Raw genomic sequence first — 21,602 nt, forward strand, 5'->3', positions numbered from 1 at the left:
TTATGTTGCCAAAAACACCTCGAATCAGAATGTTTGCGGGTCCAAATGGATCGGGCAAAAGTACGATGATTAATGGTTTAGATAGCCGTTTATCTAAATTGTTTTTGAATGCTGACAACCTTGAGCGCGATCTTAAAGCCACACCCATTCTTGATCTAAGTCAATTTGATATACGCATTAATGCAAACATATTGGTTGATTATCTTACTCAAGCAAGTCGACCACTAAAAAATGCAGATGGTACTCTAAGCAAAAGTCCTCTCCTCTCAGTAGATCCTGTGATTGATGGAAGCTTAATCGACTTAAGCGGGAACACGATTGATTCCTACCTCGCAGCCCGAATTCTTGATGTCATCCGTAAAGAGTTACTTACGCTTAAGGTTGGATTTACATTTGAAACCGTAATGTCTCATGAGAGTAAAATCGAGTTTTTGCGAGATGCTAAAACGCAAGGCTATCGTACCTATTTATACTTTGTGACGACTGAGGACCCTGATATTAATGTGGACCGAGTTAAACAACGTGTGAAAAATGGTGGTCATCCAGTCGAAGAAATTAAAATCCGTGAACGCTATTTCCGCACTATGCACATGTTGATTGATGCGATTGAAGTATCTGACCGAGCGTATTTATTTGATAATTCAAGTAATGCGACCAAGAATATGGCTTCTTATATCTGTGAAGTGACTAACGGAGATACATTGATCATTAATCCAGATTTTAAAGGAGAGTTTCCGATCTGGTTTGAAAAATATGTACTTGTTCATTTGGTTGATGAAGAATAAAAAAACCGCGCTTAAATCATTCAAACGCGGTTTTTTAAATATTCACAGGTCAGTAAACTGAACCCATCGGCATCTTATTCAGCCAACATTTTACTCAGTATTCATAGCCATTGTTGATTGACCATTGCTGCAATTTGCCATAATAGATTTCATCGTTGAACAGTAGGTCTGCTTTAGAGGCAGCATTACTTTCTTCAGTTGGGCAGAAACCATCATCACAATCGGCATCGACAACCCAGCAACCACGAACGAACAATACTTTATTGCCTTCTTGCTCCAGTTGTTTCTGAACGCGATCAATCGCTTCATGTAAGTCATCTGCGCCTAAATATGCGGTCAAATACGCATAAGAGCCTGTTTCATCGGATGCTTTGCGGAACTCGACACCCACACAAAATAAATGTTTTTTCATTCTTGGCTCCTTGTCATCTTATACAACTAAGCTAATCTTTAATTTGGTCTAGGTCTAGTGCTTTTTCTTACACTTAACAATACGTTACCTATTCACAATACTGCAGTTCAAAGTAAAAACCTAGTATCCAAATATTAGACTTAAGCCATAATCGCTGTATAAATGAGGTAGAACGCAACACCAATGACTGTTGTAGCAAATACCTTTTGTACAGTATTGCTATTCATGCGATGTACCAAAGTACGTCCAAGTAACATCCCGACAATACACGCCAGAACAAAGGTGATGGTGACTGCCATTGGGTACTGAAAGCCATCTAAAACGTGTGCTGAAATACTCACGCCACCAATCAGGAAAATAATCATCAAAGAGGTTGCGACGATACTGCGCATATCCAAATCGGTAAATTTACGCAATAACGGCACAATAATAAAACCACCGCCCACACCCAACAAACCCGTCAGCAAGCCTGCAATTACACCCACACCACCAAGCAAAGACGCCGTTTTAACATTCCAAATTAAGCGTCCTGTGTTTTGGTTTACCTTACACGGTGGATTAGTTTGGTCGTTGACCTTATTAAAGAAAATACGATACGCCACAATAAACATGACCAGACTGAACGCCAGTGTTAACCACATGGGCGGCACAATACCTGCCAAATGCACCCCATAACGCGCAGATGGAATACTGATTAGGGCAATCCACAATGCAGCACGATAACGTACAATACGTTTGAACAAGCCTTCAACTGTGCCAACCAAAGCCGCCAAAGTGACTGCCAATAAACCGACAGGTGCAGCCTGCGCCACAGTCCAGCCCTGACTTGCCATAAGTGCAGGAACGGCAAGAATACCGCCCCCTGCCCCAGTTAAACCCAGCAAAGTACCAATCGCCAAGCCTTCTAGGATTAACATCCACATGCGTATTTCCCCCTATTCCATCACTATGTTGTGCTGTGCAAACATCACTTGCCACAAACTTTGTTGGCAGGCAAAGCCACATCAATATGTTTTGGATAAGGCAGGTTTAAATTCTGCATGAGGGTAATAAATTCCGCTTTGGTGCGCCCTTGTCCTAAACGCGAGTTATTGCGTTTTTCCTGCCCAACGGTAGAAGACACACGCCCTTTGTAGTCATGCCCTGGGTACACCAAAGTGTCATCAGGTAAGCTAAAAATTTGTAGATGAATGCTGTCATATAAAGTCGCTGGGTTGCCTTCCTGAAAATCAGTACGACCACAACCATCAATTAACAACGCATCGCCAGTGAATACCATGCCATTGACCACATAGCTGGTACAGGCGTTGGTATGACCCGGGGTATAACGTGCTTCAATCAACAATTCACCCACACGAATGGCGCTGCCATCGGTAATGAAAATATCGCCACACACCACACCTGAATTACGATGTAATACAGTTTTACAACCAAAACGTGTTCTGAGTTCGTTGGCAGCAGTAATATGGTCAGCGTGTACGTGCGTATCTAAGCTATACACCAATTGCAAATCATGCTGTTCTAGAAAAGCAGCATATTGCTCAACCTCTGAAATTACAGGGTCAATCAGCACCGCTTCACGGGTTTGTTCAGATGCCAATAAGTAAGTATAGGTCGAGCTGTCAGCTTCAAAAAATTGATGAAAGATCATGAGATAGATACTGAGTTTTATATTTTGTTATTCTTAATTTTGCAAATATAGTGCCAACTTAATCTCTTTTAAATATATTAATAAAATACAATATATTAAGAGATATTGTTTAATTTAGATCATCCTCCATGTTTCACATCTGTTGCATTTTGTGTTTCAATTGAATCAATAATGAAACAAAAGATGAAACATCATGAATGCGATACATGACTTTGAACAACAAGCCAGTCTTGAAAGCTTTTTGTTTCATTTACAACAACTTTGTCCAGACAGTTTGCTCTATGTTTATGACGACATTGCTCAAACATGGATTTATGAATATGCACAAGATGCTTCTGTTTCTGCAGCTACGGGTAAAACATTAAAAAACCAATTATTGAAATTAAAACTACAATCACAATCAGCATCACAACCACAGACAGGTCTGCTGCAACTCCCGAATAGTGCTAAGGCATGGCACTACCACAGCTTAAATATTCGTGTCCATACAGCCGATTTCACAGGATGTTTATTCTTTCTGCAGCCTAGCGTTGCAACAGTGTCATCACAAACACTCACCCCATCTGCCCAAGCACAAAATAGTTTGGCGGAGTTTTTCCATAGTGATTCGCCACAAATGCAGCATATGTATTCCATTATTGAGCGGGTAGCGATTACTGAGTTTCCTGTTTTGGTGCGTGGTGAATCTGGTAGTGGTAAAGAGTTGGTGGCGCAAGCAGTACATGCACGCAGCCAACGGCATGCACAAGTCTTTATTGCGATTAACTGCGCGGCTTTAAATGCCAATATTTTAGAAAGTGAATTGTTTGGGCATGTGAAAGGTGCATTTACAGGCGCAATTCGTGAGCATAAAGGTGTGTTTGAACGTGCTGCAGGTGGTACTTTATTTTTAGATGAAATTGCAGAAATTCCACTGGAACTGCAAGCCAAATTATTGCGAGTATTAGAAACGGGCGAATTCACCCCTTTGGGCGGTGAAAAAGCGATTAAATCGAATGTCAGAATTATTACCGCAACCCATCGCGCTTTACGTGAAGAAGCGCGTTTAGGCAGATTTCGCCAAGATTTACTTTATCGTTTACGGGTGATTCCAATTTTTGTGCCACCACTACGTGAACGTAAACAAGATATCCCTAAAATTGCAGCATTTATTTTGCAACAACAAGCCCAGTTTCAGGTCACGCCACATTTGACCGAGCAAGCACTGAAGGTATTAATCAATTACGACTGGCCGGGCAACGTGCGTGAATTAAAAAATACCTTGCTGTATGCATTGACCATGTCAGCAGGTAAAACGGAAATTGATCAACACGATTTACCCGATGAAATTGTGCATGCTAGTTTGAAACTCGCCACAGCTCCCCCAACGCCACAACCTATTGAGCTGCCCATCAAAACCAACAATAAAGTAGATAAAGACACACTGCAGGATTTACTGGAAAAATATCAGGGGCAAACTGAATTGGTGGCACAAGCCTTGGGCATTAGCCGAACCACCTTATGGCGTTATCGAAAAAAATATCATTTATGAGGCGGAAGTTTGCTGAATAAAGGACGCTTTGCTTTGATCTGCATATTCATAAATGGTGTCTAAATCTTTTTGAATGGCAGCTGCGACTCGGCTAGGCATCAACTGATTAAGTTTTACAAAGACTTTTTCAGGATAACCGACCTGATAGGATTGACGGTCTGTTTGTAAAAATTGATACAGTTCTTGTGCCACAAATTCAGGTGAATCCACTTTTGTACCCATTTTGATATTCATTTCAATCACATCGGGATTATTCATACTGGTATTGGTCGCGCGTGGGGAGAAATATCTAAAACGAATGGCAGTCTGACAATACTCTCGCGCCAACGCTTCAGTTGCACCACGCAAGGCAAACTTACTGGCGCAATAACTCACATAGCCAGGATAGCCGATGCTGCCAAAAGTCGAGCCAATATTGATGATCTGACTCGGCTGACTGTCCGACATATATGGAATCACATCCTGAATCAGTTGCAGCGGATAAGCCACATTGACCAACATCATTTGCTCAATGGTATCCTGTGATTGCTGCGCAAACAGACGAAAATCATTCATGCCTGCATTGTTAATATAGTAATGAATCGGCTGTTTTAATGCGGCAAGTGCCTGAATAAAATCATGACGACTGCTGGCATCAATTAAATCACAACGCAGACTGTGTAATTGCAACTGAGGATACTGCTGCGCCAGACTTTGCTCTAGTTGTTGCAAGGTGTCTTGCTTACGCCCAACCAAAATTAAGTTTAAGCCTTTTTCAGCAAAATGATGCGCAATCGCATGACCAATCCCGCCTGTTGCCCCGAAAATCACCGCAGTTAAATTTGACATAAAAGATACTCTCAATTTTAAGATATTCGATACAACTCAATTATAAAAATGCAAGATTCAGTCCCAAGCCCATACAAATATAGAGTTTACGATCTTCTAATGGCACCAATATTTCACGTCTGCCATGCATAAAGCGCTTGTTATCAATGAGCACCACATCACCATCTTGCCAGTCAATTTCTGAGGTTTCACGCTCGCATCGCTCTGCCAACTCTTCCAATAATTCCGCTTGGATTTCGCTGCCATCGGCAAAGTAAAAACGCGGCTTTTCGTAATTATAAGAAGGCCCCAACAAGGTATTGGCAAAGGCAGGCACAGCTTTTAAATTGTCATGGCGAATCATCGGCATGCTTAAATCGTACTGTACGCCTTCATCATGCGCAGGGCGAATCCGTTGTCTAGGAATCATCGCAATAAAATGAGCGAGTTCCCGCTGCCCGACCTGTGCAGCATCGGCAATATTGAGTGCAGTTGCCACATACTTTTGCCACATTACTTTAGGTAAGTAACGGCTGATGGTCATCGGTTCAGCAAATTTCTGTTTCAGTGTATCAGGCAGTTTTTTCCATACCTCATGTCCATCACATAAGGTGGTCTGCGAACCACGCGAAGCACTTTTTTCACTAAAAAAAGCAATAATATCAGGCGGCATTGGGGTTGAACCATTTTCTATATGCAGCCCCATTGCCTGCGTACCTGCATCTACTTTTTGCGATTGTCGGGTCACATTTTCACGTGCAGGGTCATAGGTCAGCTTTTGGCAAATATTGCTCATCAGCCCACTAAACGCATTCACATCATAATGTTCATTTCTAAGTAAAACCCAACCGTGTTCCACCAAACGATCTTTAATTTGTTGTGGGGAATGTTTGAATTGCTGTTGTGCAATATTCATGTGATTTCTCTCTATCTCTATTGATGACTGACAGGTATGTCTATCTGTGAAACATCTCCAAGATCAGCCATTTAATACGTTGTAGGATGTGCCAAAGCTGTCTGATACTGTTGCTGAATGACTGCTCTACGCAATTTTCCGTTATCGGTTAACATCTGATTATTTAAAGAAAAAGGTTGTTCAGCACGGCACCAGTGTTTAATTTGGGCATAATCAGGCATACGGGTATTGGCACGATAAATCGCGGCTGCCAATTGCGCATCTGAACGATGTTCCTCGGCATAAATCACTGCAGATAATGACGGCTGCGCTTCACCAAACACGGCAATCTGTTGAATTTCAGGCTCACTCAAACTGTTCGATTCAACCCATTCTGGTGAAATATTGCGCCCAAAACTGCTGACAATAATTTGCTTGATACGCCCCGTGATATATAAATAGCCATCTTCATCAAAATAACCTGCATCGCCTGTGTGAATATCGGCTGATACCGCATCCTGCTCACGCCCAAGTTCATGCATATATCCCAACATGGCATTGCCCTTGACCACCACTTCTTGATTGGCAGCAATTTCGACTTGAACATGCGGCAATACGCGGCCAACACTGCCAATTCTGCGAGCTTCAGGCAGGTTTAAACTCACGACCGATGCACATTCAGACAGACCATAACCTTCATAAACAGGTAAATTGAATTGCTGACACTGCTTGAGTAAATCTGCAGACACCTTGCCACCACCCACGGCAATAAACTTCAAAGTGCGCAAGCCCAAATCGCCGTGTTGATGGATATATTCCACAATCGCTTTGAGCATTTGCGGCAATAAAATCACGCTTTCAATGCGATATTGCTGCACGGCATCGACAAAGCGTGAAACATCAAACTCATGGTTGGACAGCAAACCGAACTGGCTGACTTCACCCACCACCACTGCACGTCCCATGTGAAAAGGCACATACACGCCTGCGATATTTTCAAGCAATGTTGCAAATGGAATTAGACACAAATGCCGCCCAAGCTGGCTGCTTTGCAATGCCTGACTTAAAGAGTACGTAATTGAATTAATGGTGGCTTCTGCCAAACACACACCTTTGGGAGTACCCGTACTGCCCGAGGTATAAGTAATTTTTGTAGGCTGCTCAGCAGAATTTGGGGATAAATGCGGTTGTGCTGTTTCAACGCTTAGACGAAACAACTGCCCTTGATATAAATCTGATGGTGGCAAAACCTGTGCCTGAACTGCATCAATCATCTCCAACAAAGCTTCTGGAATAGCAGTATTTCCAATAGCCGAGTTAACATTGGACGGAGTATCGCTTTGTGCAGTATCCGTCAAAATACACAGCAACTCCGCTTGGCTGTCTTGCAGTAAATGTTGCACTTGTGCAGCAGTAAAAAATAATGGCACAGGAATGACTGTCATTGCAGCTTTACGTGCGGCTAAATCGACCACAATCCAATCGGCCTGGTTTACACCCCACAACGCCAAACGCTGTACTTGATAAGTTGCCAATTCTGCACTGAGCAACTCAACCCGTTGCTGTAATGTGGCATAACTCAGTGTGGTTTGTGCCGTCACAATTGCTTCACGCTCAGGGTCTGTTTGGGCATAGTGATTCAGGTTTTCAAATAACTCATTCATCTTTCAATTTCCGCCTTTCTGCATGGCCTTAGGCATAAAAACAATATTGCTGTTGCGTGACCGCCAACGCTGCTGCAACGTCAATCGCCAGTACATAAGGCTTCTGTTGGTAATAACTGCCCCATTGATGCTGTGCATCGCCCAAGGCTTCGGGGTTGGCTTTTTCTAGTACCTGAAAATGCAAACCCATTTGCTGTAACACATAGCGCACTGCTGCTGTTCCTGTGCAAACTGCCCACGACACATTGTTCTGCGATAAGTGAAAGACCAAAAAAGCCACCATCAATTTGGCTTTGCTCATGTCTTGCGCTGCCAAGTTGCCAATTTCAACAATCTGCGCGCGCGTTACAGGCACTTGGCTCAATTGGGTTAAAATGGTTTCAATGGGTGCACCTAAATACTGTTCCAAAAAGGCTTGGTTTGCGCCCAATGGTTGCATGCCAATCACCACTTGCATGTCGTGGTTTACATAGCCTGCAAACAAGGTATCTGAAAAAGTATTTATGGATGCCTGATGGACTTTTTGGTATTTATCTCGAATAAAATGCTCTAATGCCAAGCGTTGTTCGCTAGCATCTTGGGTCACAGTTGTCACATTTAAATGTTGTGCTGTTGTGTGTGCTTGAATCACCGAGGCATAGCTGTGTAATACATCTAAATGTGGCTGTTCTAGGTTCAACTGTTTTGGGTTCGTTTGTGGTTTATACGGCTGCGCTACAGATGCATACCCGTTGAATTGTTTTTTATTTTTTTTCTGATGAAAATTCGCATCCAGAAAATGCGTTTGACTGGATGATTGAGCATCAAAATTAAATTTGATCATGTGCATCACATTGGATAGAAAATAACTCAATGCTCAAGATAGAAATCTAAACTTAAAGAAAACTTAAATCGCTACAAACTGTCACAATTCAAAAAACTCTTCATGCACACAAAAAAAGGAGATGATCACTCAACTCCTTATATGTTTAAAACAATAAACTAATCAAAAATAAACAGTCATCCAATTATGCAAAACACAATTGTTCGCGCCCTACCTTAGATTTTAATAGGCATAAGACGCAATTGCCGTTGCAATTGGTTTATCTTCATCATTGACCATCGTCATACGCATGGTGCAGCCTTTACGCCCTAAACGCAAAGTTTCCGCACGGGCAATAAAATACTTGCCGCGTCCCGGTGCTAAATAATCCACTCGCATATCTATGGTAGCCAAACGGGTGACTTTTTTAATGGTATCGGGCAAATCGTCAGGTTCAGTTCTTTTATATAACTCCCCCATTGCCACAATACCGCCCACACTGTCCAAAATGGTTGCAGCAACACCACCATGTAAAATTTGGAAAGCCACGTTGCCCACCATATACGGTTGCATCTCAATATAGGCTTCAATTTGACCATCTACCACACGCATGCTCATGCCATTGTGTTGAAAAAATGGCGATCCATTAAATGCATTGACCAATTGTCTTAGCACGACATCAATATCGACTTTCGCGCCTAAATGTATATTCCCAGTCCAATTTTTCTCTGCATTACTCATAACGTGCCCAAAAGTCCAAACAACTCAATTTACCAACAATAAAAACAGCCAATGTATGCCCAAATGAAATTTAAGGGGCTACAATAGTCGTCTAGTTTAATACTGATCAGTGAGATTTTTATGACCTATACGTTCAATCGCCCTGCATTTCCTGCCACTCGTATGCGTCGTATCCGTAAAAATGATCAATTACGCGCCATGGTTCGCGAAACTCACTTAACCACAGATCACTTGATTTATCCTGTATTTGTTTTACCGGGACAAAATCAAACCCAAGATATTCCAAGCATGCCGAATATTCAGCGTTTATCGGCAGACTTATTACTCAAAAAAGCCGAGCGTTTAATGCAGTTGGGCGTGTCTAAACTGGCATTATTTCCAGTCACACCACAAGAAGACAAAAGCCTGACCGCAGAAGCAGCATGGCGTGAAGATGGCTTGGTGCAAAACACACTACGCCTGCTGAAAAAAGAATTGCCAGAGATGGTACTTATTACCGATGGCGCACTCGACCCGTACACCACTCATGGTCAAGATGGCATTATTGATGACACAGGCTATGTCCTGAATGATGAAACGGTTGAATGTCTAATTAAACAGGCTTTAAGCCATGCCGAAGCGGGTGCAGATGTGGTTGCGCCAAGTGACATGATGGATGGCCGTATTGGTGCGATTCGTCAGGCGTTGGAAAGCAACGGGCATATCTATACCTCTATCATGGCTTATTCAGCCAAATATGCCTCTAGCTTTTACGGTCCTTTCCGTGATGCAGTCGGTTCTGCCAGCAACCTAAAAGGCGGCAACAAATACAATTATCAAATGGATATTGGCAACCGTGCCGAAGCCTTGCATGAAATTGCACTGGATATTCAAGAAGGTGCAGACATGGTGATTGTAAAACCAGGCATGCCTTATTTAGACATTGTACGTGAAGTGAAAGATAACTTTGGTGTGCCAACCTTTGTCTATCAAGTGAGTGGTGAATACGCCATGCTTGCTGCCGCGATTCAAAATGGCTGGTTGTCGGACAGTGTGATTATTGAATCGCTAATGAGTTGCCGCCGTGCAGGTGCAGATGGTATTTGGACATATTTTGCCGAAGAAGCAGCACTCAAACTTAAAGATATGGCATAAACAGGCGACTTTCATGCACATCGCAATCATTGGTGCAGGCATCAGCGGTTTGTTGTCTGCACTCGAACTGGTAGAGCAGGGCTGCTCTATCAGTATTTTTGATCAACAACAAGCAGCACAAGCGGCATCATGGGCAGGTGGTGGAATTCTTTCTCCCATGTATCCGTGGCGTTATCCTCAAGCGGTCAATGACTTAGCCCAATTTGCCAAACCGCAGTACCAAGCATGGAATGAAAAACTCAAACCTATTACAGGCATTGATTTTGAAATCCATGAAACAGGCATGTTGATTTTTGATGAAGATGATTTTGAGATTGGTTTAAATTATGCCGAACGTCATCATGAACCGATGCAGCAAGCTGAATATCTGAATCGGGAACAACTCGAACAAATTAACCCGCATATCCATCCCAAATTTAAACAAGCCCTGTATTTCTCACAACTTGCCAATGTGCGCAATCCGCGTTTATTACAATCGCTCACGCAATATTTGAAACAACATCCGCGCGTGCGATTTTTTGAACACTGCCCAATTCAGCAATTTCAGATCACTGAAGATCGTATTCAAGCCATTCAATCTGCCGATGGTCGCTTGCATCGTGCAGATCATATCGTGCTTGCGACAGGTGCATGGTCACAGCAGTGGGCGGCACAACTGGGTTTAGAGATTCCTGTACAGCCTGTACAAGGGCAAATTGTGTTATTTAAAACCCCTGCACAATGGTTGCCAAGCATGTGCATGAACAAGGTGATGTACTTGATTCCACGTCAAGATGGGCATGTGCTATGCGGTTCCAGTATGCGTCACGTTGGTTTTGACACCACACCAAACCCGCAAACCCAACAAGATATTTTAACGGCTTGTTTTGAAATGGTGCCTGAATTGGCACAGTTCCCCATTGTGAAACAATGGGCTGGTTTACGTCCAGGCTCGCCTACAGGTGTGCCGTATATCGGCAAAGTGCCAAGCCTAAATAATGTATGGATGAATTTCGGACACTTCCGTAATGGCTTATGTATGGGCACTGCTTCAGCGCAGTTATTAAGACAGCTCATGCTTGGGCAAGAAACGATTGTTGATCCTGCCGCTTATGATCCAAAGCAGTTACAGCCCACCTCAATCTGTGCATAACACTCAGCAGCATCCTCTGTTTAAGTAGAGGATGATGCACCCAGACAAGCCGCTAGCGCCTGTTCAAGTTTTGGATATTGAAAGCAATAGCCTGCTTGTTCTAACGCTTGTGGTTTAACATATTGCCCATTCAGCACCAATTGCGATTGCTCGCCCAATAACCAACGCAAGACAAAAGCAGGTAACACCAAAAATGGACGACGTTTTAAAAGCCGAGCTGCGGTTTCGGCAAAGTCTTGCTGACTGGTTTTTTCAGGTGCAACCACATTCAAAATTTTGGCGTCTACAGGTTGCGTCATTAACCAGTGAATGGCCTGTAAAACATCTTGTATATGCACCCATGCAACAGGCTGCCGTCCATGCCCAATCCGCCCGACGGCATTTAAACGAATTGATAATAACATTTGCGGTAAAATGCCACCACCGCGCCCAAACACCACGCCCAAGCGCATAATTTTAGTATTTTGCTGGCTGAAGCTTAACGCAGCCTGTTCCCATTGCTGGCACAACTGCGACATAAAAATATCTTGTGCTGCACTGTGTTCGGTACATACTGCTGACCATTGTTCCTGCGGGTCAATTCCGTAATACCCCACTGCCGAGCCTGAAATAATACACTTGGGGAAAATACGGCGCTTTTCAAGATATTGATATAAGTGCAGTGTGGTCTGAACTCGACTATCAAGCAATTTTTGTTTGCGTGCTGCTGTCCATCTGCCCTGCCCAATACTTTCTCCCGCCAAATTAATCACATAATCAATTTGGTCGGTGTCGAGTTCATCTAACTGCTGAATCCAGCGTAATTGTGGATGTTTGGATACTCGATTGGGCTGTCGGGTTAGCCCCACCACCCGATAATCCTGTTGCAATAAAAACGGCAACAATTGTGAACCAATAAAACCACTTGCCCCTGTTACCAGTACCAAAGGTTTATGCATCTTCCAATCTCAGCATGATGAAAAATATAGTTTTAGCTATACGTGATTTAGACTGAATGTTCAAGTCTAAGCAAATCATCATCACATAACTGATCATGTATATTTGAAGAAAATCAGATATTAACAACTTCTTTTATCAGCCAAACATTTTAACTGCCATACGCTGTGCCTGTTTACCATAAAACCAATAGGTCAGCAGATACAATGGAATTGCGATCAACAAGAACATGATCACCACCACACTCATAAATTGTGGCTGTTGCAAATACTGTAAAAAATCTTGCCAAATGCTTGGGTTTTGGCGAGAAAATATCGCCAAACCTAATAATAAAAACGCCAAGTTATAGCCCCAAAAAATCAGGCTAAATCCTAAAGTAAATGTCTTGCGTTCCTTGTCATTCGGCGCACGGCGTTGTTGTTTTAAAAACTTATACAGCACTAAAATCATGGCAACCAAATAAGGCACCGCAGTTAAAATCCCGCCTACACCCGCAGGTAATAATGCAGCCAATACGCCACAAATACAGGTCATCACAAAGCAATACAAGAAAAACCAGATAAAATAACGGCTTAGCGATACCATAAAGATGACTCAGACAAAAGATTCAGCCTAGTATAAAAAAAATTGATTTTTTTTTCATGAAATTGTCAACCGAATACAAAAGCCTGACGTTATATAGGCTACAAGGTCACAACAACCGTTAATGTGTATGGCATCCACAATATTTTCAGTGACCTGACTAAAGCAATAAATCGCATACAGTCATGCTTTGAACAGCAGCCAAAGCTTTACTGTATCGCAAGTTTTTCTTTGACCGACGATTTCATCATCACTCGAATCGTCGGTCTTTATTTTTTAAGGTCTTTTTTTAGCCTTTCTAACATCAGTATTTTAACTCTCTATATTTTTCTATACAGATCACGACAGATTTTACTTTCCCTTCTCTTTAAAATCTCTGCGACCTAAATTGTCGCTTTAAAAGCAGAAAACTGGTTTTTTGCCGCAGTGTTGCGCTCAGTTATGTTAAGTTATCCCATAATTCAACATCAAGATTGGAACACGCATGGCTGTTCATTTTTTACATACGTCTGATTGGCATTTGGGGCAATTTTTCCATCACCATGAACGTGAATATGAACATACTGAATTTTTAAATTGGCTCTTAACTCAAATTAAAAGCAAACAGCCGAATGCCCTGCTCATAGCAGGCGATATTTTTGATGTGGTCAATCCTGCTTCGAGCGCTCAGAAACAACTCTATCAATTCCTTACCGATGCGCATGTGCTTGCTCCACACATGCAAACCTTAATGATTGCAGGCAATCATGACTCTGGGTATCGCATTGAGCAAGTTGAACCCTTTTTAGACCGCTTCAACGCCAAAGCTGTGGGCGTGATTGGTAAAACAGCCGAGCAAAAATTAGATTTAGATAAACTCCTAGTGCCTATTTATGACGCTGCGCAAAATATTGTGGCATGGTGTCTGACCCTGCCCTATTTACGCAGTGCAGAAATTACAGGTTTAAATGAACATAGCAGTGACAATCAATCTGCGGTTGCTTACTTACATCAACAACTGATTGCAGAAGCCAAAGCCCGTAAACAACCCGATCAAGCCCTGATTTTAATGTCACATGCACACATGCAAGGTGGCGAAACTTCCGACTCAGAACGCCCAATTGTAGTGGGGAATGAAGAAGCCTTATCGACTGCGCTGTTTGATGAGGTGATTGACTATGTCGCACTCGGACACTTACACAAACCGCAACAGGTCGGACAGCCACACATTCGCTATAGCGGCTCACCCATCCCTTTATCATTTAGCGAGCTGAATTATAAACACCAAGTCCTTGAAGTTAGGATTGATCCATTACAGGCAGATGCACAGCGTTTCCAATATGAAAGCTTGCTTATTCCACGTACGGTAGAGCTGCTTCGGATTCGCTGTGAACTTTCTGAATTAATCACCGAACTGAATAAATTGCCAAAAGATGAAATTGCAGAAGTTTGCGCACGGCATTTTTTAGAAATTGAATATATCAGCGATGCCCCGCCACCCATTGATTTACGCCAACAAATTGAACAAGCACTGCCTGCCAACCGCTATCGTTTACTGCGCATTGCACGACGCTTTCAAAACTGTGAAAACTCGAACGTGCAACAATCAAAAATTGATTTAGAGCCGCCTACGCCTGAAAAATTATTTTTAGATTTATGGGAAAAAATGGGCTATCAACCTGACCCAGAAGTGAGCCAAGATTTTTTACAGCTTTTGGCCGAAGCCCAACAAGAACTTGATCAGAATAAAGCTTAAGGATTTGCCATGAAAATTTTACGTTTAAGTTTAAATAATTTGGCATCTTTGGCAGGCACGCATGTCATCAATTTTGAAGATGAGCCACTGGCACAGGCAGGTTTAATTGCAATTACGGGCAAAACTGGTGCAGGCAAATCGACTTTGCTGGATGCCATGTGTTTGGCACTTTATGACGAAATTCCACGTTTGAAAGGTGCAACAGGCAGCCTGACCGATACCGCAGGCAAAGAAATTTCCTTAAAAGATTCTAAACATATTTTACGTCGTGGTACGACTTCTGGCTTTGCAGAACTTGAATTTATCGCGCTTGATCAAAAACGCTATTCGGCACGTTGGCAAATTCGCCGTGCGCACAATAAAGTGGATGGGAACTTAAAAGTTGGACGTGCCATCACCTGCTTAGATGAACAACGGATTTTAAATCAAAAAATTTCTGAAGCTACGCCGATTGTAGAACAACTGATTGGTCTTAGTTTTGAGCAATTCACACGCGCAGTATTATTGGCACAATCGGAAGTTGGGGCATTTTTAAAAGCCAAAGACCATGAACGGGCAGATTTACTTGAATATTTAACCAATTCGCAAATTTTTACCGAAGTCAGTAAACGTGCAGCCGTTAAATTTAGTGAAATTAAACAAAAGCGAACAGATCTTGAAAATGTCATGGGGCATGTGGTGCTCCTCAGCGATGAAACACTAAAAGACTTAGAAACCCAACAACATGACCTAAGTCAACAATTAGCTTTGCTGACCCAAACCGAAAAACTGTATGAAAATGATGTGAAATGGCACAAAGATTGCCATGAACTCTATGCCAGCACCCAAGCTAAAAAAGAAATATATGATGTTCAAGTCGATGCCGATCTTAAACTCGCCTCTCAAAAACAATTGCTCAAACATTTAGATGAATTTCAAACCATCCGCGAGCAATTTGTCTTGCGTCAGCAAGCAGATACCGAGCTAAAAAATCTGAATCAGCAGCTTTTGAAATTTGAACCAAACTTGCAACAAGCGGAATACGCACAACAGCAAGCGATTAGTCAGCAACAGCAAGCGGAAAAAGACCTTCAGGCATGGCAGCAGCATGTTGAACAATTGAAACCACAACTTGAAATTGCGGCACAGTTACAACATGAAATTTCTAGCAAACTTCAACAATATACCGCTTTGGATGCTGCACAAAAATTATTTGCAGAGCAGCAAATTCAGCCTGTGCAAAATAATTTGAAGCAACTGACGACTCAACTTGCAACCGAGCAACAACAACAGCAACATTTACAACAGCAATTCAAACAGACTGCGGCATGGGCAAATTTTGATGATAATTTAGCCCTTACGTTGCAACGTCTGCAAGATTATTTGCAGCTTGAACAGCAGCTACGTCAGCAAAACCCTACGCTGTTCCAATCTGCATTAGATACTTTAATTGAGCAACAACAACATACACAGCAACAACTGTTGGTTTGGGAAAAACAATATCAACATCCTGAACAACTTGAGCAGCAACTCACGGCAGAGCAACAGCAATTACAACATGCTTTAAAGAGTGTGCATGTTTTAGAGCGCTTGCAACAGGCACTTGAACAATGGCAACAACAGACCACCCTATTTGAGCAGTTACAACAGCGTCAGCAAGAAACTTTAAGTCTGCAACAGCAGACACAGACTCAAATTCAAACCCAACAGCAGCAAGTGCAAATTACTGAACAAGCCTTGCAACAATTACAGCAGATTTTTGAACAGCAGCGTTTATTGCAGCATCAAAGTGTGCAGGATTTACGTGCCCAATTAAAACCGAATGAAGCCTGTATGGTCTGCGGCAGCCATGAACATCCGTTTATTCAGCATGAAAATTTACTCAGTGACGCTTTAAACCAATTGCAGGATCAGCAATTGCAGCAGGCCAAAACTGAATTTGAGCATGCGCAAAAACAGCTACAACAATTGGAGCGTGCTCGCAGTCAATACGATGCAACTTATCATCAACAACAACAACGCAGTCTTGAACTGCAACAGCAACTTGAACAACAACAGACATTGGTGCAACAGCTTGCAACATCCTTATCTTTAGATTTGGATGCAGCGCTGCCTGTTGCAAAGCAAATTGAACACGTACAGCAACATTGGGCAACAACACATCAATCCACTCAACACTTGCAGCAGAGTATTCAACAAGCAAACGATACCCTGAAACAATGGCGCAATGCTGCACAGCAGGCAGAACAACTCAAATATGCTATTCAACAACGCCAAGACCTCGCTCAGCGTTTACAGCCTATTTTGTCGCTTTTAGATGCAGAACAAAGACACGCTTGGCTCAATCAACCGATTGAATACTATCAAAATGCCTTACAACAGTTAGAGCAACGTCATCACTTGCAGCAGCAGCAAGTTCAACTGAGCAAAACGATTGAACAACTGACTCAACAACAGCAGCAAGTGCAAGAAAAGTTGCTATTTTTACAACAGCAACATGCAGAGAAAACCCTACAACTGCAGCAGATTAAAACTGCAGGAAGTGAGCTGCGTGATCAAATTAAGCAGCTTACAAGAACTCATGCGGGATGTGAATATCAGACCTATCAAGAATGGCAGCAGGCTTTAGATCAGCAACAACAGCAACTCAATCTTGCACTTAGCACACAACGAACTGTACTTAATCAAGCAGAACAGGTGTTAAAAGACTTACAACTGCAAAAACATGGTTTGGATAGTAGAATTCAACAGCGCATGCAGCAACACACTGAATGTCAGCAACACATTGCAACGTGGCAAGCGACACACACGCATTTTCAAGCCAGCATCATTGATAAATGTTTACAGATTTCTTATGCCGAACATCAGCAAATACGCAACATGCTGCAGCAACAACAAAACAGTTTGGAGAGTGCTAAAACGGCTTGGCAAACATTGGAAGAGCAATATCAAAAACACTTAAAGCAACAGCCACAACTGAGTTTTGACGAGGTCACCACGCAACTGGCAGCGCTGCAAACAGAGAAAGCCAAACAACAGCAAAACTATAATGAGATTGAGGCACAGCTACGCCTGAATAGCACCAATCAAGGGATTTTTGCTACCTATCAAACTCAAATTGAAAGTATCAAAGCTGAAGAATACCGCTGGGGACGTATTTACGATTTAATTGGGCATAAAGAAGGTACGAAATTTAAGAAAATTGCTCAAGAACATCACTTGGATATTTTGGTGGAATACGCCAATCAGCAATTGCTGCCACTGAGTTCGCGTTATCAGTTGCATCGTATTCCTGACAGTTTGGGGTTGGCGATTATTGATTTAGATATGAACAGTGAAATTCGCCCTGTTCTGTCTTTATCGGGTGGCGAAACCTTTTTGGTTTCTTTAGCTTTGGCACTGGCAATTGCCAATATGGCATCTGGCTCAATGAAACTGGAATCGCTATTTATTGATGAAGGCTTTGGCACTCTCGACCCGACTTCCTTGCACATGGTGATGAATGCCTTAGACCATCTGCAAAGTCAGGGACGTAAAGTGGTGCTGATTTCGCATATTCAGGAAATGCACGAACGAATTCCTGTGCAAATTCAAGTCAAACCAGTGGGTGCAGGGGCAAGTGAAGTCAATGTGGTGGGTTAAAGCCAATACTGCCTAAAATCTGAAGATTATTTGTCGATTGAAGAATTATTGAAATGACTGTGAGATTTCAGATTTTAGGCTTCCATGAAGTTGTATTGAATTTATTTTAAAATCACCCACACTTTAAGTACTTAATTTTATGGATATAAAAACGATTATTCTCTTTGCTGTATTGCCCAGTTTAAGTATTATTTTTCTCACATGGTTAATACGTTTCCCTAAACCTTGGGTTTTTAAAGCGGTTTTAATTTTTGAAATCATTCTCACCGTCTGCACTTTAGTCATTGAGTTGGATGCAAGAAAAACACCTGGAAATAGCGGTTGGACCATCATTTTCACAGGCTTCTTTCAGTTCTGTTTTTTGCTATTTTTACTGATTGCCCGTATTCGAATCTGGATAGAAAATAAATCTTGAATGTCTACTTCACCTATTTACTGGACGGGAGTGGCGCTTTCTAAAAATAGTGAAGGTTATTAAAAATAATCTACACAAGCCAAAACTTTGACAGCTTTACAGCATACATAACTAAAAAAGCCTCGACATCCTGTCGAGGCTTTCTAGATTCAGTTTTTGGTATAACTCCTGTCGTACCAAGCACTTCCGTGTTGTTCTATTTCTTATTCTTCTTATTTAGGAAACTCCCTGTTTCCCGATAAGTTCATATTAAGAAAATCCAACCTTCAGCACTAGCCGCAAAATTCCGCATTTCATGTCAGCCAAAACGTACAAGATAATGTTTGCAAAATCTTGGCAGATTCTTTGTTCATCTAGCAATTAAGCCTTGGAATAGTCACGTGCGCCAAACAATGCTGTACCAATCCGTACCATAGTTGAACCTGCTGCAATTGCGGCATTTAAATCGCCCGACATCCCCATACTCAAAGTATCCCAATCTTCAGGTTGTGCATGTTGTGCTTTCACTGCATCAAACAATTGTTTGGCATCTTGAAAAGCTTGAGGATGATCAGGTGCAGGAATCACCATCAAACCGCGTAGTTTTAAATGCGGTAATTGGCTGATCTGTCGGACTAATTCTGCAACTTCGCTCGGCTGACAACCATCCTTCGTGTCTTGCGCATCAATATTTACTTGTAAACAAATATTCAGGGGCACTTGTTGAGCATCGCGCTGATTCGATAAACGCTCGGCAATAATCAAACGATCTACCCCATGCACCCATGCAAATTTTTCTGCCAAATGTTTGGTTTTATTGCGCTGCACATGCCCAATAAAGTGCCATTCAATTTCTAAATCACTCAGGGCCTGCATTTTATCCAAAGCTTCTTGCAAATAATTTTCGCCAAAAGCGCGCTGCCCTGTCGCATACATTTCACGCAAGGCTTCACTCGGATGAGTCTTAGACACTGCCAACAATTGCACCGTATTTGGCTCGCGCTGTGCCAACTGGCATGCCTGTTGAATTTGTTGCAAAACCTGAGTGCGCATAAGCTGCAGATTATTCATTGATGCATTTCTCATTTCATTCATCTTTTTTTACCTTGTCCAGCAACTAACAGTTGGTTAAGCTGATGGAAAGCCGTATTATTCTATCAAAATAATTAAGATTTAATTGATCTCGGGGACTTTCATGGATATTACAGAATTATTGGCGTTCTCCGCTAAAAACGGCGCTTCGGATTTACACTTATCTGCGGGCATGCCACCACTGATTCGTGTGGATGGTGAAGTTCGTCGAATTAACTTACCAGCATTAGAACATAAAGAAGTACACAAATTAGTGTACGACATTATGAATGATAAACAACGTCGTGATTATGAAGAAAATCTAGAAACGGACTTTTCTTTTGAAGTCCCAGGCGTGGCTCGTTTCCGTGTGAACGCATTTAACCAAAACCGTGGTGCAGGTGCAGTATTCCGTACCATTCCTTCTAAAGTTTTGACCCTTGAAGATTTAGGCATGGGACAAATCTTTAAAGATATTTGTGAATATCCACGTGGTTTGGTATTGGTGACAGGCCCAACGGGTTCAGGTAAATCAACCACACTTGCCGCGATGATTGACTTTATTAATGACAATCGCTACGACCATATTCTGACCGTCGAAGACCCAATCGAATTTGTACACCAATCTAAAAAATGTTTGGTTAACCAACGAGAAGTACACCGTGATACGCATGGCTTTAACGAAGCATTACGTTCGGCACTGCGTGAAGACCCTGACATTATTCTAGTGGGTGAGATGCGTGACTTAGAAACCATTCGTTTGGCACTGACTGCTGCTGAAACGGGTCACTTGGTATTTGGTACGCTACACACCACCTCTGCAGCAAAAACCATTGACCGTGTGATTGACGTATTCCCTGCCGAAGAAAAAGACATGGTACGTGCCATGTTGTCTGAATCTTTACAAGCCGTCATTTCACAATCCCTGCTCAAGAAAAATGGTGGTGGTCGTGTAGCTGCGCATGAAATCATGATTGGTATTCCTGCAGTGCGTAACCTGATTCGTGAAAACAAAGTAGCTCAAATGTACTCGGCAATTCAGACTGGTGCCAACTACGGTATGACCACCCTTGACCAGAGTTTGAAAAACTTGGTATCGCGCGGTGTGATTAGCCCACAAACGGCTCGTACGGTTGCAAAACAGCCTGAATCATTCTTATAAGTTTAAAATTCGAGATACGCGATGGACTTTAATGATTTACTGAATTTAATGATTCAGCAACAAGCATCAGACTTGTTTATTACAGCCGATGTTGAACCTTCCATGAAAATTCATGGACAAATTGTGCCTGTAGCCAAAAGTAAACTTACAGGTGAAATTGTCGGTCAGCTGCTTAACTCAATTATGAGTGAAAAACAGCGCAAGGAATTTGCCGAAACCCGTGAATGTAACTTTGCGATTACCAACCGTGAAAAAACAGCACGTTTCCGTGTCAGCGCATTCCAACAACGTGATGAGCCGGGCATGGTACTGCGTCGGATTGAAACCAAAATCCCGACCATGGATGACTTGAAACTGCCACCTATTCTCAAAGATTTGGCGATGACCAAACGTGGCATCATCATTTTTGTAGGTGCGACTGGGCTTTGTTGCACAAAGATTTGAAATGCAAAGCGCCCCTAATTGAGCCAAATTTAAGGCGTAACTTGGGTAACTGGTCGACCTAATTCCGTAAATCTGTTGAGGACTGCTACACGTGCATGAATCT

The 21,602-nt window shown here is 42.3% G+C and carries 19 protein-coding genes and 1 pseudogene; 9 read left to right on the plus strand and 11 right to left on the minus strand.

What is annotated here, in order from left to right:
- Positions 1-2 precede the first annotated feature (2 nt).
- Complete coding sequence (locus tag AC07E5_RS08870) at positions 3-785, plus strand: ATPase (protein WP_225543583.1); 783 nt, start codon at positions 3-5, stop codon at positions 783-785.
- A 94-nt stretch (positions 786-879) separates the two neighbouring features.
- Here the strand turns inward: AC07E5_RS08870 and AC07E5_RS08875 are convergent, their stop codons facing one another.
- The 3 genes from AC07E5_RS08875 to AC07E5_RS08885 form a co-directional block, all read right to left on the minus strand.
- Entirely contained in the window at positions 880-1,197 is a 318-nt protein-coding gene (locus tag AC07E5_RS08875; protein WP_004975369.1) for a hypothetical protein, read from the minus strand.
- Positions 1,198-1,337: 140 nt separating this feature from the next.
- Complete coding sequence (locus AC07E5_RS08880; protein WP_104852390.1) at positions 1,338-2,120, minus strand: sulfite exporter TauE/SafE family protein; 783 nt, start codon at positions 2,118-2,120, stop codon at positions 1,338-1,340.
- 44 nt (positions 2,121-2,164) lie between these two features.
- The gene (locus AC07E5_RS08885) at positions 2,165-2,848 is read right to left on the minus strand and encodes an MBL fold metallo-hydrolase (protein ID WP_136144181.1); all 684 of its coding nucleotides are present in this window, start codon (positions 2,846-2,848) and stop codon (positions 2,165-2,167) included.
- A gap of 193 nt (positions 2,849-3,041) precedes the next feature.
- Between AC07E5_RS08885 and AC07E5_RS08890 the strand changes: the two genes are divergently transcribed.
- Positions 3,042-4,379, plus strand: coding sequence for a sigma-54 interaction domain-containing protein (locus tag AC07E5_RS08890; protein WP_154320425.1), 1,338 nt, complete (start codon positions 3,042-3,044; stop codon positions 4,377-4,379).
- On the opposite strand, the gene AC07E5_RS08895 is transcribed toward AC07E5_RS08890, so the two are convergent.
- The 5 genes from AC07E5_RS08895 to AC07E5_RS08915 all read right to left on the minus strand — a co-directional run bounded on the left by AC07E5_RS08895 (position 4,374) and on the right by AC07E5_RS08915 (position 9,288).
- Complete coding sequence (locus AC07E5_RS08895) at positions 4,374-5,207, minus strand: SDR family oxidoreductase (protein ID WP_096902277.1); 834 nt, start codon at positions 5,205-5,207, stop codon at positions 4,374-4,376. The genes AC07E5_RS08890 and AC07E5_RS08895 overlap by 6 nt on opposite strands.
- 40 nt (positions 5,208-5,247) lie before the next feature.
- On the minus strand, positions 5,248-6,102 hold the full coding sequence (locus AC07E5_RS08900) for a TauD/TfdA family dioxygenase (protein ID WP_253132191.1): 855 nt from the start codon (positions 6,100-6,102) through the stop codon (positions 5,248-5,250).
- A 71-nt stretch (positions 6,103-6,173) separates the two neighbouring features.
- The gene (locus AC07E5_RS08905; RefSeq protein WP_253132189.1) at positions 6,174-7,745 is read right to left on the minus strand and encodes an AMP-binding protein; all 1,572 of its coding nucleotides are present in this window, start codon (positions 7,743-7,745) and stop codon (positions 6,174-6,176) included.
- 28 nt (positions 7,746-7,773) lie between these two features.
- Positions 7,774-8,568, minus strand: coding sequence for a thermostable hemolysin (locus tag AC07E5_RS08910; protein ID WP_253132187.1), 795 nt, complete (start codon positions 8,566-8,568; stop codon positions 7,774-7,776).
- 222 nt (positions 8,569-8,790) lie between these two features.
- Positions 8,791-9,288 (minus strand): thioesterase family protein, encoded by a 498-nt coding sequence (locus tag AC07E5_RS08915; RefSeq protein WP_180038158.1) that lies wholly within the window; start codon positions 9,286-9,288, stop codon positions 8,791-8,793.
- Positions 9,289-9,408: 120 nt separating this feature from the next.
- Between AC07E5_RS08915 and hemB the strand changes: the two genes are divergently transcribed.
- Both hemB and thiO read left to right on the plus strand, forming a co-directional pair.
- Positions 9,409-10,422 carry a porphobilinogen synthase gene (gene hemB, locus AC07E5_RS08920; RefSeq protein WP_004975342.1) on the plus strand — a complete coding sequence of 338 codons (1,014 nt, stop codon included), beginning with the start codon at positions 9,409-9,411 and terminating at the stop codon, positions 10,420-10,422.
- Positions 10,423-10,435: 13 nt separating this feature from the next.
- Positions 10,436-11,554 (plus strand): glycine oxidase ThiO, encoded by a 1,119-nt coding sequence (gene thiO, locus AC07E5_RS08925; RefSeq protein ID WP_180038162.1) that lies wholly within the window; start codon positions 10,436-10,438, stop codon positions 11,552-11,554.
- 20 nt (positions 11,555-11,574) lie between these two features.
- Here thiO and AC07E5_RS08930 read toward each other — a convergent pair whose 3' ends face one another.
- Positions 11,575-12,492, minus strand: a complete 918-nt coding sequence (locus AC07E5_RS08930) for a TIGR01777 family oxidoreductase (RefSeq protein ID WP_253132185.1) — start codon at positions 12,490-12,492, stop codon at positions 11,575-11,577.
- A gap of 136 nt (positions 12,493-12,628) precedes the next feature.
- A complete protein-coding gene (locus tag AC07E5_RS08935) occupies positions 12,629-13,075 on the minus strand; it encodes an ABZJ_00895 family protein (protein WP_004975337.1) in 447 nt (148 codons plus the stop codon).
- 481 nt (positions 13,076-13,556) lie between these two features.
- Between AC07E5_RS08935 and AC07E5_RS08940 the strand changes: the two genes are divergently transcribed.
- The 3 genes from AC07E5_RS08940 to AC07E5_RS08950 all read left to right on the plus strand — a co-directional run bounded on the left by AC07E5_RS08940 (position 13,557) and on the right by AC07E5_RS08950 (position 18,843).
- Positions 13,557-14,807, plus strand: a complete 1,251-nt coding sequence (locus tag AC07E5_RS08940; RefSeq protein ID WP_154320420.1) for an exonuclease SbcCD subunit D — start codon at positions 13,557-13,559, stop codon at positions 14,805-14,807.
- Positions 14,808-14,816: 9 nt separating this feature from the next.
- Positions 14,817-18,428 carry an AAA family ATPase gene (locus AC07E5_RS08945; protein ID WP_253132183.1) on the plus strand — a complete coding sequence of 1,204 codons (3,612 nt, stop codon included), beginning with the start codon at positions 14,817-14,819 and terminating at the stop codon, positions 18,426-18,428.
- 139 nt (positions 18,429-18,567) lie between these two features.
- Positions 18,568-18,843 carry a hypothetical protein gene (locus AC07E5_RS08950; protein ID WP_004975329.1) on the plus strand — a complete coding sequence of 92 codons (276 nt, stop codon included), beginning with the start codon at positions 18,568-18,570 and terminating at the stop codon, positions 18,841-18,843.
- 360 nt (positions 18,844-19,203) lie between these two features.
- Here AC07E5_RS08950 and AC07E5_RS08955 read toward each other — a convergent pair whose 3' ends face one another.
- Positions 19,204-19,893, minus strand: a complete 690-nt coding sequence (locus AC07E5_RS08955) for a YggS family pyridoxal phosphate-dependent enzyme (RefSeq protein WP_131261727.1) — start codon at positions 19,891-19,893, stop codon at positions 19,204-19,206.
- A gap of 124 nt (positions 19,894-20,017) precedes the next feature.
- On the opposite strand from AC07E5_RS08955, the gene AC07E5_RS08960 reads away from it, so the two are divergent.
- Both AC07E5_RS08960 and AC07E5_RS08965 read left to right on the plus strand, forming a co-directional pair.
- Positions 20,018-21,055 (plus strand): type IV pilus twitching motility protein PilT, encoded by a 1,038-nt coding sequence (locus tag AC07E5_RS08960; RefSeq protein WP_019838292.1) that lies wholly within the window; start codon positions 20,018-20,020, stop codon positions 21,053-21,055.
- A 21-nt stretch (positions 21,056-21,076) separates the two neighbouring features.
- A pseudogene (locus tag AC07E5_RS08965) lies at positions 21,077-21,478 on the plus strand (type IV pili twitching motility protein PilT); the annotation flags it as partial.
- Positions 21,479-21,602 lie beyond the last annotated feature (124 nt).

Source organism: Acinetobacter seohaensis, from assembly GCF_056431365.1.